Source organism: Prevotella intermedia ATCC 25611 = DSM 20706, assembly GCF_001953955.1.
GTDB classification, from domain to species: domain Bacteria; phylum Bacteroidota; class Bacteroidia; order Bacteroidales; family Bacteroidaceae; genus Prevotella; species Prevotella intermedia.
This window is the reverse complement of record NZ_CP019300.1, coordinates 1,541,315-1,557,669: the sequence shown is the minus strand read 5'-3', so window position 1 is coordinate 1,557,669 and position 16,355 is coordinate 1,541,315. Positions and strand designations below refer to the sequence as shown.

At 42.3% G+C, this 16,355-nt stretch carries 17 protein-coding genes; 5 read left to right on the top strand and 12 right to left on the bottom strand.

Features of this window, described 5'->3' with window-relative positions; translation table 11 throughout:
- Positions 1-2: 2 nt before the first annotated feature.
- On the bottom strand, positions 3-986 hold the full coding sequence (locus tag BWX39_RS06670; RefSeq protein WP_028905005.1) for an aminodeoxychorismate synthase component I: 984 nt from the start codon (positions 984-986) through the stop codon (positions 3-5).
- A 640-nt stretch (positions 987-1,626) separates the two neighbouring features.
- Here BWX39_RS06670 and BWX39_RS06660 point away from each other — a divergent pair.
- From BWX39_RS06660 to pyk, 3 genes are read left to right on the top strand one after another with little or no spacing between them, the layout of a single operon-like run.
- Complete coding sequence (locus BWX39_RS06660) at positions 1,627-2,412, top strand: zinc-ribbon domain-containing protein (RefSeq protein WP_028905004.1); 786 nt, start codon at positions 1,627-1,629, stop codon at positions 2,410-2,412.
- A 4-nt stretch (positions 2,413-2,416) separates the two neighbouring features.
- Complete coding sequence (locus tag BWX39_RS06655; RefSeq protein ID WP_028905003.1) at positions 2,417-2,698, top strand: hypothetical protein; 282 nt, start codon at positions 2,417-2,419, stop codon at positions 2,696-2,698.
- Positions 2,699-2,714: 16 nt separating this feature from the next.
- The gene (gene pyk, locus BWX39_RS06650; protein ID WP_028905002.1) at positions 2,715-4,154 is read left to right on the top strand and encodes a pyruvate kinase; all 1,440 of its coding nucleotides are present in this window, start codon (positions 2,715-2,717) and stop codon (positions 4,152-4,154) included.
- A gap of 136 nt (positions 4,155-4,290) precedes the next feature.
- On the opposite strand, the gene BWX39_RS06645 is transcribed toward pyk, so the two are convergent.
- The 3 genes from BWX39_RS06645 to BWX39_RS06635 form a co-directional block, all read right to left on the bottom strand.
- The gene (locus BWX39_RS06645) at positions 4,291-4,728 is read right to left on the bottom strand and encodes an RpiB/LacA/LacB family sugar-phosphate isomerase (protein ID WP_028905001.1); all 438 of its coding nucleotides are present in this window, start codon (positions 4,726-4,728) and stop codon (positions 4,291-4,293) included.
- Positions 4,729-4,785: 57 nt separating this feature from the next.
- On the bottom strand, positions 4,786-6,801 hold the full coding sequence (locus BWX39_RS06640; RefSeq protein ID WP_028905000.1) for a transketolase family protein: 2,016 nt from the start codon (positions 6,799-6,801) through the stop codon (positions 4,786-4,788).
- 203 nt (positions 6,802-7,004) lie between these two features.
- Entirely contained in the window at positions 7,005-7,772 is a 768-nt protein-coding gene (locus tag BWX39_RS06635) for an acyl-[acyl-carrier-protein] thioesterase (protein WP_028904999.1), read from the bottom strand.
- A 185-nt stretch (positions 7,773-7,957) separates the two neighbouring features.
- Here BWX39_RS06635 and BWX39_RS12475 point away from each other — a divergent pair, with 185 nt between their 5' ends.
- Entirely contained in the window at positions 7,958-8,155 is a 198-nt protein-coding gene (locus BWX39_RS12475) for a hypothetical protein (RefSeq protein WP_076123290.1), read from the top strand.
- Positions 8,156-8,290: 135 nt separating this feature from the next.
- On the opposite strand, the gene BWX39_RS06625 is transcribed toward BWX39_RS12475, so the two are convergent.
- The 8 genes from BWX39_RS06625 to ffh all read right to left on the bottom strand — a co-directional run bounded on the left by BWX39_RS06625 (position 8,291) and on the right by ffh (position 14,892).
- Positions 8,291-9,391: an OmpA family protein gene (locus BWX39_RS06625; protein WP_028904998.1), complete on the bottom strand. Its 1,101-nt coding sequence runs from the start codon at positions 9,389-9,391 to the stop codon at positions 8,291-8,293.
- Positions 9,392-9,654: 263 nt separating this feature from the next.
- A complete protein-coding gene (locus tag BWX39_RS06620) occupies positions 9,655-10,203 on the bottom strand; it encodes a 2-oxoacid:acceptor oxidoreductase family protein (RefSeq protein WP_028904997.1) in 549 nt (182 codons plus the stop codon).
- Between the two features lie 22 nt (positions 10,204-10,225).
- Entirely contained in the window at positions 10,226-10,996 is a 771-nt protein-coding gene (locus tag BWX39_RS06615; RefSeq protein ID WP_028904996.1) for a thiamine pyrophosphate-dependent enzyme, read from the bottom strand.
- A gap of 20 nt (positions 10,997-11,016) precedes the next feature.
- A complete protein-coding gene (locus tag BWX39_RS06610; RefSeq protein ID WP_028904995.1) occupies positions 11,017-12,102 on the bottom strand; it encodes a 3-methyl-2-oxobutanoate dehydrogenase subunit VorB in 1,086 nt (361 codons plus the stop codon).
- 3 nt (positions 12,103-12,105) lie between these two features.
- On the bottom strand, positions 12,106-12,339 hold the full coding sequence (locus BWX39_RS06605) for a 4Fe-4S dicluster domain-containing protein (protein ID WP_076123288.1): 234 nt from the start codon (positions 12,337-12,339) through the stop codon (positions 12,106-12,108).
- A gap of 13 nt (positions 12,340-12,352) precedes the next feature.
- On the bottom strand, positions 12,353-12,532 hold the full coding sequence (locus BWX39_RS06600; protein ID WP_028904994.1) for a tetratricopeptide repeat protein: 180 nt from the start codon (positions 12,530-12,532) through the stop codon (positions 12,353-12,355).
- Positions 12,533-12,614: 82 nt separating this feature from the next.
- Positions 12,615-13,499, bottom strand: a complete 885-nt coding sequence (folD, locus tag BWX39_RS06595; protein ID WP_028904993.1) for a bifunctional methylenetetrahydrofolate dehydrogenase/methenyltetrahydrofolate cyclohydrolase FolD — start codon at positions 13,497-13,499, stop codon at positions 12,615-12,617.
- 40 nt (positions 13,500-13,539) lie between these two features.
- Positions 13,540-14,892 (bottom strand): signal recognition particle protein, encoded by a 1,353-nt coding sequence (gene ffh / locus BWX39_RS06590; RefSeq protein ID WP_028904992.1) that lies wholly within the window; start codon positions 14,890-14,892, stop codon positions 13,540-13,542.
- A gap of 216 nt (positions 14,893-15,108) precedes the next feature.
- On the opposite strand from ffh, the gene BWX39_RS06585 reads away from it, so the two are divergent.
- A complete protein-coding gene (locus tag BWX39_RS06585) occupies positions 15,109-16,011 on the top strand; it encodes a DUF4339 domain-containing protein (protein WP_028904991.1) in 903 nt (300 codons plus the stop codon).
- Positions 16,012-16,355 lie beyond the last annotated feature (344 nt).

The following is a 16,355-nucleotide window of genomic DNA, read 5'->3' as shown; positions in this document are numbered from 1 at the left end:
TTTCAATAAATTGGCACATACACCTTCTCCATTATTTCGTTGTACTCATCGTCGTCGTTGCTTTGCGCCGTAATTCCGCCACCAGCTTTGTAGAAAAGTTGTTTTCCGTCGGTGTCGATGAAACGAATCATCACAGCACTGTCGAGGTTTCCGTTCTCCCAATGCCCCATTACGCCCGTGTAAAAACCACGTTCGTAGGTTTCGGCTTCGGCAATAATGCGGGTTGTTATGGGCTTTGGCGCACCTGTAATCGACCCTGCTGGGAGCAGACCGAACAGCAAGTCGCCAACGTTTGTGCGGTAGTGGGGGAGAATTTGCCCCACTATTTCCGAGCTGGTTTGCAAAATCTGTCCTTTGTTGGTGGTTAGTTTGTCGATGTAACGATACTTTTCCACGCTTACTTGATTGGCAACAATGCTCAAATCGTTGCGTATCAGGTCTACAATGGTAGCGTGTTCGGCAGCCTCTTTCGCATTGTTCATCAATGTTTCTGCTGCGTTGGGCGTGTCGGCTGCTATGGTTCCTTTCATCGGAAACGAGCGTATGGTCTGCCCTTCGATGCGAACGAATATCTCGGGAGAGAAGCAAACGAAGTTGTTTTTAAGCCAACAGCGGTACTTGGCAGTTGAACGGAGAAATATTTCTCGCATCGTAAGGTTTGTGCGTATAGGTACTTTGCACGTTAAGTTTGCCAAATAGCTGTTGCCATTGCGTTGGTTGGTTTTCACGTGTTCGATACTGCGCTGATACTCAGTACGGTCGGGCGCATCAAATAGCCATTCCACGGGCGTGTTGCTTGCTGCTTCGCCTGTCGGAATATTGTTTATCGTGGGAAAAGCATAGAGCATTTCCGAAGTGTCGATGCGTTCCACCTCTTCTATATATGCCTGTTGCTGGTCGTAGCTGATAACAAAAACAAATGGTTTATTTGCTTTCGCAAGCTCGTTCATACGTTGCTGTGCTTCCCGCCGATTGTAGATCTCCATCTTTTTACAGTATCGTTCGTAATTTAAAAAGTAAATATTTATAGTGCAAAAATACAACAATTTAACGAGACAACCAATCTTTGGTAAATCTTTTGAGTTGTTTCTCTGCTTTCAATCCCTATATTTTGTGTTTTTCCTTGATGCTTTTTGACAGTCCGATTTCGGTTAGTAGAAGTTTATGGTTGAGAAATTGTTTTTCTTTTAATGGCTTGTGGCAAATGCTGCAAATAGCTTTGATTTTGTAAAGAAAAATCTCTTAAAAAGTGATAACTGCGTTTTGGCATTGCGAAAGCGGCTGTTTTGCGCTGCAAAACCTACGCTTTTACCGTGCAAAAGAGCCGCTTTTGGAATGCAAAACAATAGGTTTTGCAACGTGCTGACAATGAGGTTGTTAGTCGATAGGTATTGCTGTGAAAAATATTTACACTTTTGCAATCTGTTTTTGGGCTATATGATGAAGAATATAGGTGAAACAGAGTAGGGGTGAAACTGTTCCTTCTATGAAGAAAGACGGTATGAAATGTTTGTAAGGGCTGAATTTCTGCTACGCTCTAACTTCTTTATTATAAAAAGTTTGGAGCTATCATTGAAAATATTTTATTATACGAAAGAAAAGTATTAAATTTGCAGAAAAATAAAGATGCTCTATCAGGTAACTTGCAAAAAATGCGGAGGGAAGTTTCGGATTTCAGTTGACAACATACTGCGAACCACTTCTGTTTGTCCACATTGTGGGCAAAAGTTGGCTATACTGATACCCAAAGAGCAGGTTGCAACATCGACACAGGAAAGCGTTGCGCCTCAAAACGTTGGTATTCAGAGCGGAAACAATACACTTTCGCACGAAAACGAAGCGGCAACACAACCGAAAGCGAAGCGTAAAAGAAGTAAAAGACTTGTAAAGGTGGTGCTTCTTTTGCTTTTCGGTGCGTTTCTTGTTGGTGGTGTTTTCTCGTTTAGCAGGTATCGCCAACAACAGGAAGAACTTGTCAAGATAGCACGACAGCATCATCGCGATTCGGTGATGAAAGTGCGAGAGATGCTACAAGCAAAAGCTATGGCAGCCCAAAAGCAGGAAAAAATGCGGACTATGGCTTACACATTCTTGCGTTCGTTCTACTTGAATGCCGTGCTTTCAGGGGCAGATGTAACGCAATATGAGCCGTATCTGACGGAAGGTTGCAGACAAATACTCTATGGAATCAATGAAAATGCTTCTGGTTTAGACAAGCAAGCAGCTTGGTGGGGAATGTTTGGAACACTTTCTGGCTTGGATAATCCTGATGAATTGAGTCGTAATTTAAGAATTTCTCATTACGAGGGAGATTGGTATAAGGTACGATTGGCACAGAATGGTGAGTCTGAACAGCGGCTTGTTAAGCTGAAACAAGTCGGTAACAGATTTTTAATTGATAATGTAAGATAAGGTTATGGCACCACGCTACTTTCAAGTTAGCTGCAGAAACTGTTCGCAACAGTTTAGTATTCAGGCAGAAGAAGGTATCACCGTGAAGTGTAACTGCCCTTTCTGTGGGACGGAATCTACTGTTGCAGTGCCGTTGTTGTCGGCTAAGAAGGCAGAAGAAAGAAAGCAGAAACCGCATATCAGCAGTGTTGGCAAGAAGGTAATAGTTGGTTTCCTTGTATTCGCAGCCATTATGCTATTGGTGTCTACTTTATTGTATGTCGTTTTTACGGCAATGTCTAATTAAACAAATAACACGAAATATGAAGCAAACAAAGATTGTATGTTCTATCAGTGATTTCAGATGCGAGGTCGATTTTCTACGCAAACTCTTCTTTTCGGGTATGAATGTAGTGCGTATGAACACAGCGCACGCATCGGAAGAAGGTATCAGGAAGATAGTAGAAAACACACGTGCAGTTTCGCCCCATATCGCTTTGCTTATCGATACAAAGGGGCCTGAAATTCGTACAACGAGCGTAGCAGAACCTATAAAGTATAAGACGGGCGACATTGTGAAGGTTTTTGGACGTCCTGATATAGAATCGACCCACGATATTGTGAACCTTTCCTACAAAGACATAGCCAACGACGTGAAAGTAGGCGACCATTTGCTGTTCGACGATGGTGCTCTTGATATGGAAATTATAGAGAGCGTTGGACCGATGCTCGTAGCAAAGGTGATGAACGATGGCGAGCTGGGCTCACGAAAAAGTGTGAATGTGCCTGGTGCGCATATAGATTTGCCTGCTTTAACCGAAAAAGATATTGCGAATATAAAGCTGGCTATCGACCTTGATATAGACTTTATTGCCCATTCGTTTGTGCGTTCGGCTGCCGATGTGAAGGCTGTTCAAGACCTTTTGGACGAATACAATTCTGATATAAAGATTATTTCGAAGATTGAAAACCAAGAGGGAGTGGACAATATCGACGAGATTATAGATGCTTCGTATGGTATTATGATTGCGCGTGGCGACTTGGGAATAGAGGTGCCAATCGAACGAATCCCAGGTATTCAGCGTAATATCATCAGGAAATGTATATCAAAGCGTGCGCCTGTAATTGTTGCAACGCAGATGTTGCACACAATGATAAACAATCCACGCCCTACTCGTGCAGAGGTAACTGATATTGCAAATGCCATTTACAGCTATACCGACGCATTGATGTTGAGTGGCGAAACTGCCAGCGGAAAGTATCCTATCGAGGCTTGTCGCACGATGGCTACCATTGCAGAGCGTGCTGAGAAAGATGCGCACCGTGAGGGATTTTTACACATTCCGCTAAGCGATAATATGGAACAGCGTGAGTTCTTGGCGAAAAGTGCAATTGAGGCAACCGAGCATCTTGGTGTAAAAGGAATCATAACCGATGGCGATACGGGTAAGACAGCACGCAATTTGGCTGCTTTCCGTGGCCCTAATCCAGTATTGGCGATTTGTTATCACGACAAACTGCAACGTTGGTTGAACCTCAGTTATGGTTTGCTTCCTGTTTATCAGCAAGAAAAGAAATCGAAACACGAACTCTTTACCGCTGCTTTACGAATGTTGCGCCAACGTGGGTATATAGCTCCGAGCGATAAAATTGCTTATATTTCGGGCGAATTAGGTAAGGGTGGAGTTACTACTTTCTTAGAGATTAACACCGTAAGTGCTGTGTTTGAGGACTCTTACAAGGCACGTATGCGTGACAAATAATAAGCTTAGAAGCTGTAATAGTCCTTGAAACAAAAGCAATAGGGCATATAAAAAGAAAGTAATTCGGCATAATTAAAGGAGGCTTTCCATAACGGAAAGCCTCCTTTAATTTTATTTCTTAATGATGTATTTACGATTAAAGGTCGATTTTTTGAACGCGACGCTCGTGGCGACCGCCTTCAAAAGTAGCTTTGAAGAATGCGTCCATAATCTTTTCAGCTGTCTTGTTATCAACAAAACGACCTGGCATAACGAGTGTATTAGCATCGTTGTGCTGACGAATAAGTTCTGCAACATCTTTGTTCCAAGCCAAACCAGCTCTTACACCTTGATGCTTGTTGAGTGTGATTGCCATACCTTCGCCACTTCCACAGATAGCAATAGCAGGATAAACCTCTCCGTTGCAGAGTGCTTCTGCAAGTGGGTGAGCGTAGTCAGGATAATCGCAGCTTAAATCGCTGTTGCAACCAAAGTCCTTATAAGGGAGTTTATGTTCTTCGAGATACTGAATGACAAATTTCTTTAAAGGGAGGCCTGCGTGGTCGCAAGCAACACCTACTGTTTTAATTTCCATAAGCGTTAAAGTCGTTAAGAGCCTCGCAGGGTTTCTTTCTACAAGGCTCGGTTAGTATTATGCTAAAAATAATTTAACTTGTTCATAAACATTTTGAGCTGTAAAGCCCAACTTCTCGTCAAGTACCTTGTATGGTGCTGAGAAGCCGAAGCTGTTAAGACCATATACGGTACCGTTTGCACCGACCAGTCCTTGAAGTGTTACAGGAAGGCCAGCCGTCAGTCCGAAGACCTTAGCATTCTTAGGAAGAACGCTTTCTTGGTATTCTGCTGATTGGCGACGGAACAATCCTTCAGATGGCGCACTTACGATACGAACCTTCAAACCATCGGCTTTAAGAAGTTCAGCACCCGCAATACAGGTTGAAACTTCTGAACCGCTTGCTACGAGAATAACATCATAGTTTTCGTCAGAGCCATTTACGATGTATGCACCCTTGCTTGCCAACTCGTAGTTGTTGCCTTCTGGGAGGTTGGTAACGTTTTGGCGAGAAAGTATTAAGGCTGTTGGTGTGTCTGTATTCTCCATTGCCATCTGCCAACAAATTGTTGTTTCCTCTGCATCGGCAGGGCGGAAGACACGCACAGAGTCTTTGCCTGCATGGTTCTGAAGCTTTTCCATCAAGCGGATTTGTGCTTCTTGTTCAACTGGTTCGTGGGTTGGGCCGTCTTCACCTACGCGGAATGCGTCGTGGCTCCAAATGAATTTCACTGGAACTTGCATTAATGCAGCAAGGCGAACGGCAGGTTTCATATAGTCGGAGAAGACAAAGAATGTGCCCATAGCGGTAACAACGCCACCATGCAGCATCATACCGATACACATACAAGCCATTGTCAGTTCGCTGACGCCTGCTTGGAAGAATGCACCAGAGAAGTCGTTGCGTACGATATTCTTTGTTTTCTTCAAGAAGCCATCAGTCTTATCAGAGTTAGAAAGGTCGGCAGAAGAACATATCATATTAGGAACTTGCTCTGCGAGTACGCTCAAACAAGCTGCACTTGCTGCACGTGTAGCTATGTCGGCTTTTTGGTTTACAGCCGTCCAGTCTATCTTTGGTGCTTCGCCACTAAACCATTCTTTGTATAGTTTTGCCTTTTCAGGGTTGGCTTCTGCCCATTTTTGTTCTTCATTATGACGCTTTTCAACAATGCCTTTCAGTTCTTTCAAGCGGTTGGCATAGAGTTCTGCCACTTCGGGAAATACTTTGAATGGGTCGTCAATATCGCCACCTAAGTTCTTAATCGTATTTATATATGCGTCTCCACCAAGTGGTGCGCCGTGTGTCTTGATACTGTGCTCGTAGCTTGTACCGTCTTCCTTGAGCGCACCTTTTCCCATAATGGTTTTTCCAATGATAAGCGTTGGGCGTTCTTTCTCGGTGAGTGCAGCGTCGAGTGCTTGTCGGATTTCGTCTACATCGTTGCCGTTGCACGTCAGCACATTCCACCCCCATGCCTTATATTTGGCAGCAGTGTCTTCGTTCATTACCTCGTTACATTCGGTAGATAGCTGAATGTCGTTGGCGTCGTAGAACATAATCAGGTTGTTTAAACCTAAGTTGCCAGCAATACGGCCAACGCCTTGTGAGATTTCTTCTTGAACGCCACCGTCTGAGATGTATGCGTAAATTTTATGCTGCATAACTTCCTTGCCCAATTGTGCTTCGAGGAATTTCTCGGCTACGGCTGCACCTGCTGCGAAAGAATGTCCTTGTCCTAATGGACCAGATGTGTTTTCTATACCTCTTTTAATATCACGTTCAGGGTGTCCAGGAGTAGGAGAGCCCCATTGGCGGAAGTCCTTTAAATCGTCTATTGTAAATTTTCCTTGAAGTGCCAATGCTGAATATAACATTGGAGACATGTGTCCAGGATCCAGAAAGAACCTGTCGCGACCTGCCCATTCGGGTTGTTCAGGGTCGAATACCAAGTATTCGGAAAAGAGGACATTGATGAAATCTGCGCCGCCCATTGCTCCTCCAGGGTGTCCTGATTTTGCTTTCTCCACCATGGAAGCAGCGAGAATTCTGATATTGTCCGCCGCGCGGTTCATAACTTTGTTGTTGTTCATAAAACTTAGATTAATAATATGTATTTATTCTATTTGCAAATATAATGAATAATTGGGGAAAATCAAAATATAAGATTATTTAATTGTGAATTTTCGCATTATTTTATATTAATATTGAAAGAGAGGTGTTATTGTTTGTTTTTATCCTCTCCGTGCGTATGAAAAAGGTGTATAGAATGGCGGTGGAATAGCTTACACTAATTTTAAACGAATGTTATTTTACAGCGGCATACCTCTATTTCGCTTTCCGAGTTTGATTTTGTTATTTGTATAGCCACCTCGTCATTGACCATTTCTATCTTCTTATCGGTATAGAACTTCAATGTTTCGTCATTGTGCGATTCTGTTATATAGGCAATATCAAATTTTCTTATGGCGTGTTGTTTGTACCATTCAAGTGGGAAAAGGTCTAAAATATGCTCTATATACTTTATGGAGTTTACGTGTCCGTTAATGTCTACGTCGCTGTAGTTGGCTATAATCGACTTCTGAAGTATCAGGTTGTTGTCCAACTTCACCCTTGAAGACTTCTTGATAGGGTTGTCATAGTTTGTTTCTATATATTTTAGAATGGTCTGATTATCTACTTTCAGAATGTCTACGGGCTGTCGTGTTTCGGTATCAATCATTGCCCAGATACTTTTTCCATAACCATATACACGTCCATCTTCGTTTGCTATCTTGAAATTACGGTTCGTGAAGTAGCGCATTACGCTATCTACCCATGTTTCCACCGTAAATTTTTCGTAGATGGTAGGCATTTCGTCTAATTCTATGGCAAGGCGACTTAAAACCCACGTCTTGTTTATAGTGTTCAGATAGTTTACTCCGTAGCCCCGTTCGTTGCTGTGAAAGTCTGCTGCATTTAAAAGGTTATTGCCTAAATGACCTATAAACAAATGCTTAGTGAAGTCGCAGTGGAACGGTTCTGCCATAAAATGGTATTTTCCTATTGTTGGTAAGTTGTTCATATTCTGTATTTGTTTTGTGTTATCTGTTAATGCAAAAGTAGTGATTATTTTCTTAAATGCTTTGCATAATGGGCGTTAATTTTACTTTATGCCCATTTTAGGAATAGTAGAAACTGAAAGGCGAAAAACTTATTTTATGGACGGGAAAAAGATGATAATATTGTAAATATTTTTTCTAAGTGCGTTTGTTTCTTAACTTCTTAATCATCAATGCGTTACAAAACCTATTGTTTTGCGTTCCAAAAGCGGCTGTTTTGCACGGTAAAAGCGTAGGTTTTGCATTGCAAAACAGCCGCTTTCGCAATGTCAAAACGCAGTTATCACTTTTTAAGAGAATTATCTTTACAAATCCATGTTTGTTTTCCTGTATTTACCTTAAATAAGAAAGGTGAAATCAACTCACAAATATTTTCTTATTGAACTCATTTTTTTTATTTGTATATAATAAAAAATCCTCGGTACTTTCGCACCGAGGATTTGATTATGTAATTTAATAATTACTTGTTCTGCGTTTCTAATTACTTAACGTAAACAACTGCAAGGCGGTTAGATGTTACACCCTGAACACCCTTACCAGTAGCTTCGTCTATGATAACGCCACGGCTTCTGAGGTAGTCAGCAACCACCTTAGCACGGTTTTCAGACAATCTCTGGTTGAGTGCTGCACCACCTTCTGGAGAAGCTGTACCAACAACCTGTACGTGGCTACCTGCCTTAACGTTGTCAAGAGCTGCCTTAGCCTCTGATGTAAGGTTGTACTTACCTTGAGCGAATGTTACGAATACAAGGTCAGAAACTGTGAATTCCTTAACTGCAGGTACTTCCTTGATAACTTCAACTTCCTTAGTGATAACTTCTGGCTTGCGGTTGCGGAGCTCGTTAATCTGTGCGTTGAGAGCGTCGATTTCAGCTTGGTCGCGTGGAGTTACGATGGTGAAGTTGTGAGCACCGTTAGAGTTCTTGAACTTGTAAACGATACCAGCGTTCAACTGAACCATTGAGTTGTGAATGTTGTAAACTGGTTGGTCGCCGTTAGAGTAAGCGTTGTAGCCATATTGACCTGCACCATCATTCTTGGTACGACCCTCATGCTGACCGAGGAATGCCCAGTTGATAGATGGCTCAATATAAATCTGCCATTGCTTCTTTGAACCGAAGTTGAAAGCAAGGTCAAGACCTGCCTTAGATGTCATACGGTTGATTGGCTCCAAATCGTCTCTGTGGTTGAATACGTGTCCCCAACCAAGACCGTAAACTGCGCTTACTTCAAAGCAACGTGGCTCGCCAGCGTAACCACCGAACCAGTTGCTCAAGTTTACAGTACCCAACAACTGTGTGTTGATGTAGCGTACCACTGTACCTGTTGATTTCCAAGGCTTATTAGAGAAGTATGCGTTACCCTCAATTGCCAAACCGAATACAGGAGTGAAATAACGACCGATGCGGAGACCAGCGTTAGGGTTGAGGTCTCTCAACCACTTGTGGCCAGTTGTCTTAGTAGCAACGCCACCATTAATACCGATGTAAATGTTGTCGAAAGTCTTACTTTCTGCAACTGTCTGTGCTGATGCAGATACTGCCAATGTTGCGGCAGCAAACAATAAACCTAACTTTTTCATTTTTCCTAAATTTATTAATACTTAAAAAAATAATGTACTATAACTACAATGCAAAGTAATAAAAAATTACGCAAACAACCAAATGTTTTTGCTGAAAAGTGGCTGAAAAGTCCATTTTTAGGTATAAAACAGGACGAATAACTTAAAAAACTGTTTAATTATTTGTTTTATAACAGTTCTTTGTATTACCAAAAGGTATAAATAAAGAGACCCTTTAGCATTTTAGCCAAGGGTCTCTTGTAAAATGTAGAAGTAACTAAATATTACTTTTGCACTTCTTTTATTATGCTGCCACCAATTTCTACGGCTTCCATATTTAAAGGAATTAAGTGATGGTGGCGTTCGGGTAGTGTCTTGAACAATGCTTTGTTTAATCCTTCCATACTTATAATAGGACAAACCTTGAGCAGTCCGCCAAGTACTATCATATTGAAAACTTTAGAGTTTTTCATTTCAGCAGCCTTGTTCATTGCATCAATGCAATAAACTTTTATGTCGGTACGAGTGGGTGGATTCAGTATTCCAAATCCATCATATATAAGTATGCCACCCGGTTTTACCTTTTCCTCAAATTTTTCGAGTGAGGGTTGGTTCAACACAATCGCAACATCATACTTACTTAAAATAGGAGATGATATACGTTCGTCGCTTACAATGACCGTAACATTTGCAGTTCCGCCACGTTGTTCAGGACCGTAAGCGGGCATCCATGTTACCTCTTTGTCTTCCATAAGTCCCGAATAGGCTAATATTTTTCCCATAGAGAGAACGCCTTGTCCTCCGAAACCGCTAATTATAATCTCTTTCTTCATACTGTAAATGCTTTAAGTTGGGTTATATTCCCGTTTCATCTTTAAGGTCGCCCTTTTGATAATGGGGGAACATATTCTCGCGCATCCATTCGTTGGCTTGTGCTGGAGAAAGTTTCCAACCACTATTACATGTGGCTACAATTTCAACAAGTGAGCTGCCCTTACCCAGCATACTTGCCTCGAAAGCCTTACGAATGGCTTTCTTTGCTTTATTGATAGATGCAACGGTATCAACACTTTGTCGGGTAACATAGCAAGTTCCTTCTAATCGGCTTGCCAAGTCGGTCATGTTGAGCGGATAACCGTGTATGTCTGGAGTTCGTCCGAAGGGGCAAGTAGCTGTTTTCTGACCTATCAAGGTAGTTGGTGCCATTTGTCCTCCAGTCATTCCATAGATTGCATTATTTATGAAGATGATTGTAATGTTCTCACCTCTGTTGAGAGCGTGTATCGTCTCTGCTGTTCCGATACAAGCCAAGTCGCCATCGCCTTGATATGTAAATACCAAGCGGTCTGGCCAAAGACGTTTGATACCAGTGGCTACTGCGGGTGCTCTTCCGTGTGCTGCTTCTTGCCAATCAATGTCAATATAGCGGTAAGCGAATACTGCACAGCCGACAGGACTTACTCCAATTGTTTTTTCTTCCATACCCATGTCGGCAATAACCTCTGCTACGAGCTTATGCACAACACCATGCGAACAACCTGGACAATAGTGCATTGTCGTGTCGTTCATTAGTTTGGGTTTTGCGTACACCAAGTTTTCTGGTGAAATTATATTATTTGCTGCCATTGGGCAATTCCTCCGATTTCTTATTTTATAAGTTTATCTTTTAGTGCTTCTACAATCTCTTCTGGGTCAGGAACGATACCACCCAATCTTCCAAAGTGTGCAACTGGAAGGGCACCATCGATGGCGAGTTTCACGTCTTGAACCATTTGGCCAGCATTAATCTCGCTTACTAATATTCCTTTCTTGCCTTTTGAGATTTCTACAAGCTCTTTACTTGGGAATGGCCATAGAGTGATAGGGCGGAATAGCCCAACCTTCAGGCTTTGTTCGCGTGCAAGCTCTACTGCTTTTTCGCCTATACGGGAAGCACTGCCGAAACTTACAATGATGTAGTCAGCGTCTTCGCACAGATTTGTCTCAAAGCGTGTCTCGGTTTCTCGAATGGTCTTATACTTCTCTTGTAAGTGTAAGTTTCTCTTTTCCATTACTTCCGATTTCAGCTCAAGCGATGTAATGACGTTTGGTTCGCGTCCTACTTTACGTCCCATACTTGCCCATGGGCATTCTTTTTCTATTTCTTCTTCTGTGCGGCGTGGTTTTATCGGCGGCAATACAACCTTTTCCATCATCTGACCGATAACTCCGTCTGAAAGAATCATCGCAGGATTGCGATACTTAAACGCCAGTTCAAAAGCCAAATCTACAAAGTCTGCCATCTCTTGAACAGAGTTTGGTGCCAATACAATCACATTGTAGTCGCCATTTCCACCGCCTCTTGTGGCTTGGAAATAGTCGCTCTGACTTGGCTGGATAGTGCCCAAGCCCGGGCCTCCACGCTGTACGTTTACGAAAACGCCTGGCAATTCTGCACCTGCCATGTAGCTAATGCCTTCTTGCATCAGTGCTATACCTGGTGAAGACGAAGACGTCAGTACTCGCTTTCCAGTACCTGCACCACCATAAATCATATTGATTGATGATGTTTCGCTTTCAGCTTGCAATACAACCATGCCTGTTGTTTCCCATGGTTTCAGCAGTGCGAATGTTTCAATTATTTCACTCTGTGGGGTAATAGGATAGCCGAAATATCCATCTGCACCACAACGTATGGCAGCGTGCGCTATGGCTTCGTTGCCTTTCATTAATGTTACTTCTTGTTCTGCCATTCTTTATTCCTCCACTCTTTTTCTGTATACTGTGATACAACCGTCCGGACACACTGTTGCACATGCCGCACAACCTATGCACAAGTCAATATGTGCAGGTTCAACATATGCGTATCCGTGGCTATTAACTTTTTTCTGAGCTATGTCTATTACATCTTTTGGACATGCAACAATACACAATTGGCATCCTTTGCATCTGTCGGAGTTTACGACAATTGCTCCTTTCATCTTGCTCATTGTTTTTGTATTTTTAAGGATTATAAGCGTCCTTGTTGTAAAAATTAAAAATGTCTTCTAGCATTTTCTTTGCTTCCAAGGCTGGAGACTCTGGGTCGAGTTCTATAGCCTCTAAATAACAATTCATTGCACTTTTAAAATCGCCTTTCTTTCTGTACTCGTTGCCCTCTCGGAAATATTCTTCCGCGGTCATCATAATTCCTCCTTCCTTTTATAGTTTGTTTATGTTGTAGTTAGGTGGGAAACTAAATTCCCCACCTTTATTTATTGTCGTTTTATTTATAGTATTCCTTCTTGCCCGCTGCAAGTGTGTTTTTCATCAAGGAACAGATGGTCATAGGACCTACACCGCCTGGAACTGGTGTAATGTAAGAGCATTTTGGTGCGACCTCGTCGAACTTAACATCGCCTGTCAAGCGGAAACCGCTTGGTCGAGATGGGGCTGGAACGCGGGTAGTACCTACGTCGAGTACGACAGCACCTTCTTTTACCATATCGGCTGTAACAAATTCGGGCTTACCGATAGCTGCGATGATAATGTCAGCTGCCAAGCACTCTTCCTTCAAAGTCTTTGAACGTGAGTGGCATACGGTAACAGTAGCATCACCGAACTGCTTTTGCATCATCAGCTGTGCCATTGGTTTACCTACGATATTGCTTCTTCCGAGCACAACACACTTCTTTCCTGAAGTTGGAATGTTGTAGTGTTGAAGCAAAGTCAGCATACCTAATGGTGTAGCAGAAATGAAGCAAGGCAAGCCAATAGACATACGTCCAACATTGATTGGGTGGAAACCATCGACATCCTTGCGATAGTCTACTGCCATGATAATCTTCTGTTCGTCGATGTGTGCTGGCAATGGAAGTTGCATGATAAATCCATCAACATCATCGTCGTTATTCAATTTGTCTACGCAAGCGAGCAATTCTTCTTCCGTAACATCGCTTTCAAAACGAATCAGCGAAGATTTGAAACCGCAAGCCTCGCAGGCAAGCACTTTGTTCTTTACGTAAGTTTCGCTTCCGCCGTCGTGTCCTACGAGTACGGCTGCGAGATGTGGCTGCTTTCCACCAGCCTCAACGATTTTGCGTACTTCTTCCGCAATTTCCTTTTTAATAGCTGTTGCGGTAGCTTTTCCGTCGATAAGTTTGTAATCCATAAGGTCTTGAACTGTAGGTTTAATATTGTTTTTATTTGTATTATAGTTTCGGCATCTTTGGCATACCAGGCATATTCTTCATCTTGCCCATCATTCCTGCCATCTTAGAACCTGTAACCATTTTCATCATCTTGCGTGTTTGCTCGAATTGTTTTACAAGTCTGTTCACCTCTTGTATATTCGTGCCTGAGCCTTTTGCAATGCGCTGACGGCGAGAATTGTTCAACACCTCTGGGTTTGTTCTTTCCTTTGGTGTCATACTCTGTATGATGGCCTCTATACCCTTGAATGCATTGTCGTCAATATCTACGTCGCGAATGGCTTTTCCTACACCTGGAATCATTGCAGCAAGGTCTTTCAGATTACCCATCTTCTTGATTTGCTGTATCTGGTTGTAGAAATCGTTGAAGTCGAATTTATTTTTCTGAATCTTCTTCTGCAGTCTTTTCGCCTCTTCCTCGTCGAATTGCTCTTGCGCACGTTCAACAAGCGAAACAACATCGCCCATTCCCAAGATACGGTCTGCCATTCGGCTGGGGTGGAAAACATCGAGTGCTTCCATCTTTTCGCCTGTACCGATGAACTTGATAGGCTTTGTTACGACTGTACGAATAGACAGTGCGGCACCACCGCGTGTATCGCCGTCGAGCTTTGTAAGTACAACTCCGTCGAAGTTCAATCTGTCGTTAAATTCCTTTGCTGTATTTACTGCGTCCTGACCCGTCATCGAGTCCACAACGAACAATACTTCGTCAGGGTTTACATGGTTCTTCAGACTTTCTATTTCGTCCATCATTTCCGCATCAACCGCCAAGCGACCAGCGGTGTCGATGATAACCACATCGTTTCCATTTGCCTTTGCTTGCTTGATAGCATTCTCTGCAATGGCATTCACGTTCTTGTTTTCAGGTTCGCTATATACAGGTACGCCTACCGATTCGCCTACAACATTGAGTTGCTGAATAGCAGCAGGACGATATACGTCGCAGGCTACAAGCAGTGGCTTCTTGTGCTCTTTTGTTTTCAGAAGGTTCGCTAACTTACCCGAAAAGGTTGTCTTACCCGAACCTTGCAAACCGCTCATCAAGATGATAGCAGGCTTGTTTTCTAATTTTATTCCTACGGCATCGCCGCCCATCAATTCTGCCAACTCGTCGTGAACGATTTTCACCATAAGCTGTCCAGGCTTTACGGCTGTCAATACGTTCATACCCAAAGCCTTTTGCTTTACGGTATCGGTAAACGTTTTTGCAACTTTGTAATTGACGTCGGCATCTAACAATGCCCTACGAACATCTTTCAGCGTTTCCGCTACGTTTATTTCCGTAATCTTGCCTTCACCCTTCAATATTTTAAAGGAGCGGTCAAGACGGTCACTTAAATTTTCAAACATTATATTATAGTGTACTTTTTTCGAAATATATGCAAAGATAATAAATAAGGTAAATAACAACAAGAAAAAACGTAACTTTTTTTCGTTGTTCATAGTTTTTATAGTCTGATGAAAATCATTAACGAATAAAATTAAACTGAACCCTTGCTTGTTTTGGAAATAATGTATAATTTCGCAGTCTGTAATGATTAATATTTTAAAATAGTGTCAGAAGAAATGGAATATTATATTAATATTGACAATGAAAAGCGGGGTCCTTATAGCATAAAGGAACTTGCTGAACGAGGTATAGAAGCTACTACGTTGGTGTTGCCTGACGGCTCGGAAGACTGGACGCCTGCGTGGCAAATAGAAGAGTTGCGAGTAATATTAATGGGAAACCTGAATGAAAACGCTCAACAAACTGGTAATAAAGATAATGTGTTAGAGTGTGATGCGGTTGTCGATGGTGAGCCTGTCAATGAAATTCCGCACGTAGAAGCCCGCCCCGTAGCAGATGCTTATGTCGAAGAAGCCACCCCTGAAAAGCATAAAAAGCAGCACGGCTGTCTTACAGGCATTTTGGTTTCGCTTGTGGCATTTGTTTGTCTGCTAATCTTCACTTGTCCTTCGGCTGAAGAACATAAGCGGGTTTTGTCTGATGTTGTAACCTCTACGGTGAACGATGCTGCCACTGCAGTGGCTAAAGATGCTGACAACGACATCTTTTCAAAGGCATTGCAGACGGTCAATGATGTGTTTACGAAGAAAGTCGTAGACGCTGCTATGGACAATTTGATAAGTGTTGATAACTATTTTGTGTGCTCGGTGGGCAAGGTTCACTTTGGTGGAAAAAGCTATATTGTTTCGTTGGGCGTACTCAATCATGTGTTCACACTGAACAAAGAACAGCTGAAATTGGCAACAGAAAAGTATTACAAGAAAGCAGAAATAGATGTTCAATCAGAACTTCAAAAGGAAGCAGAAAAGCTATTGAAAGAGAATGTAATAACTCCTGCTACTGATAAGATTAAAGAGATGGCTGGTTCGGCTGTTGATGAACTGCTTGATGACTTAGGATTTTCGTCGAAACGCAAATCTTCTGATGCTAATTCGGGCTTGCCAGAAGACTCTATTTAAGCAGGGGAAACACAAGTCTTGTAGAATTATATTGGAGGAGTGATTTTACTCTTTGCCTGTTACAAACCACAGATTTCTATGTTTAGGGGCGTGATTTATCATGTTCCTAACACCCAAGAAGCTGCAAAGTGCAGATGATAAACGTGATAAACCATACCGCATGGCAAGGTTACTGCTCGTGCATAAAAACAGTTTGGAAAAAGCAGGAAACAGCGTTGATTTTGTAAAGATAATTTCTTTAAAAAGTGCTAACTGCGTTTTGACGTTGCGAAAGCGTAGGTTTTGCGTTGCAAAAGAGCCGCTTTTACCGTGCAAAACCTACGCTTTTGGAATGCAAAACAATA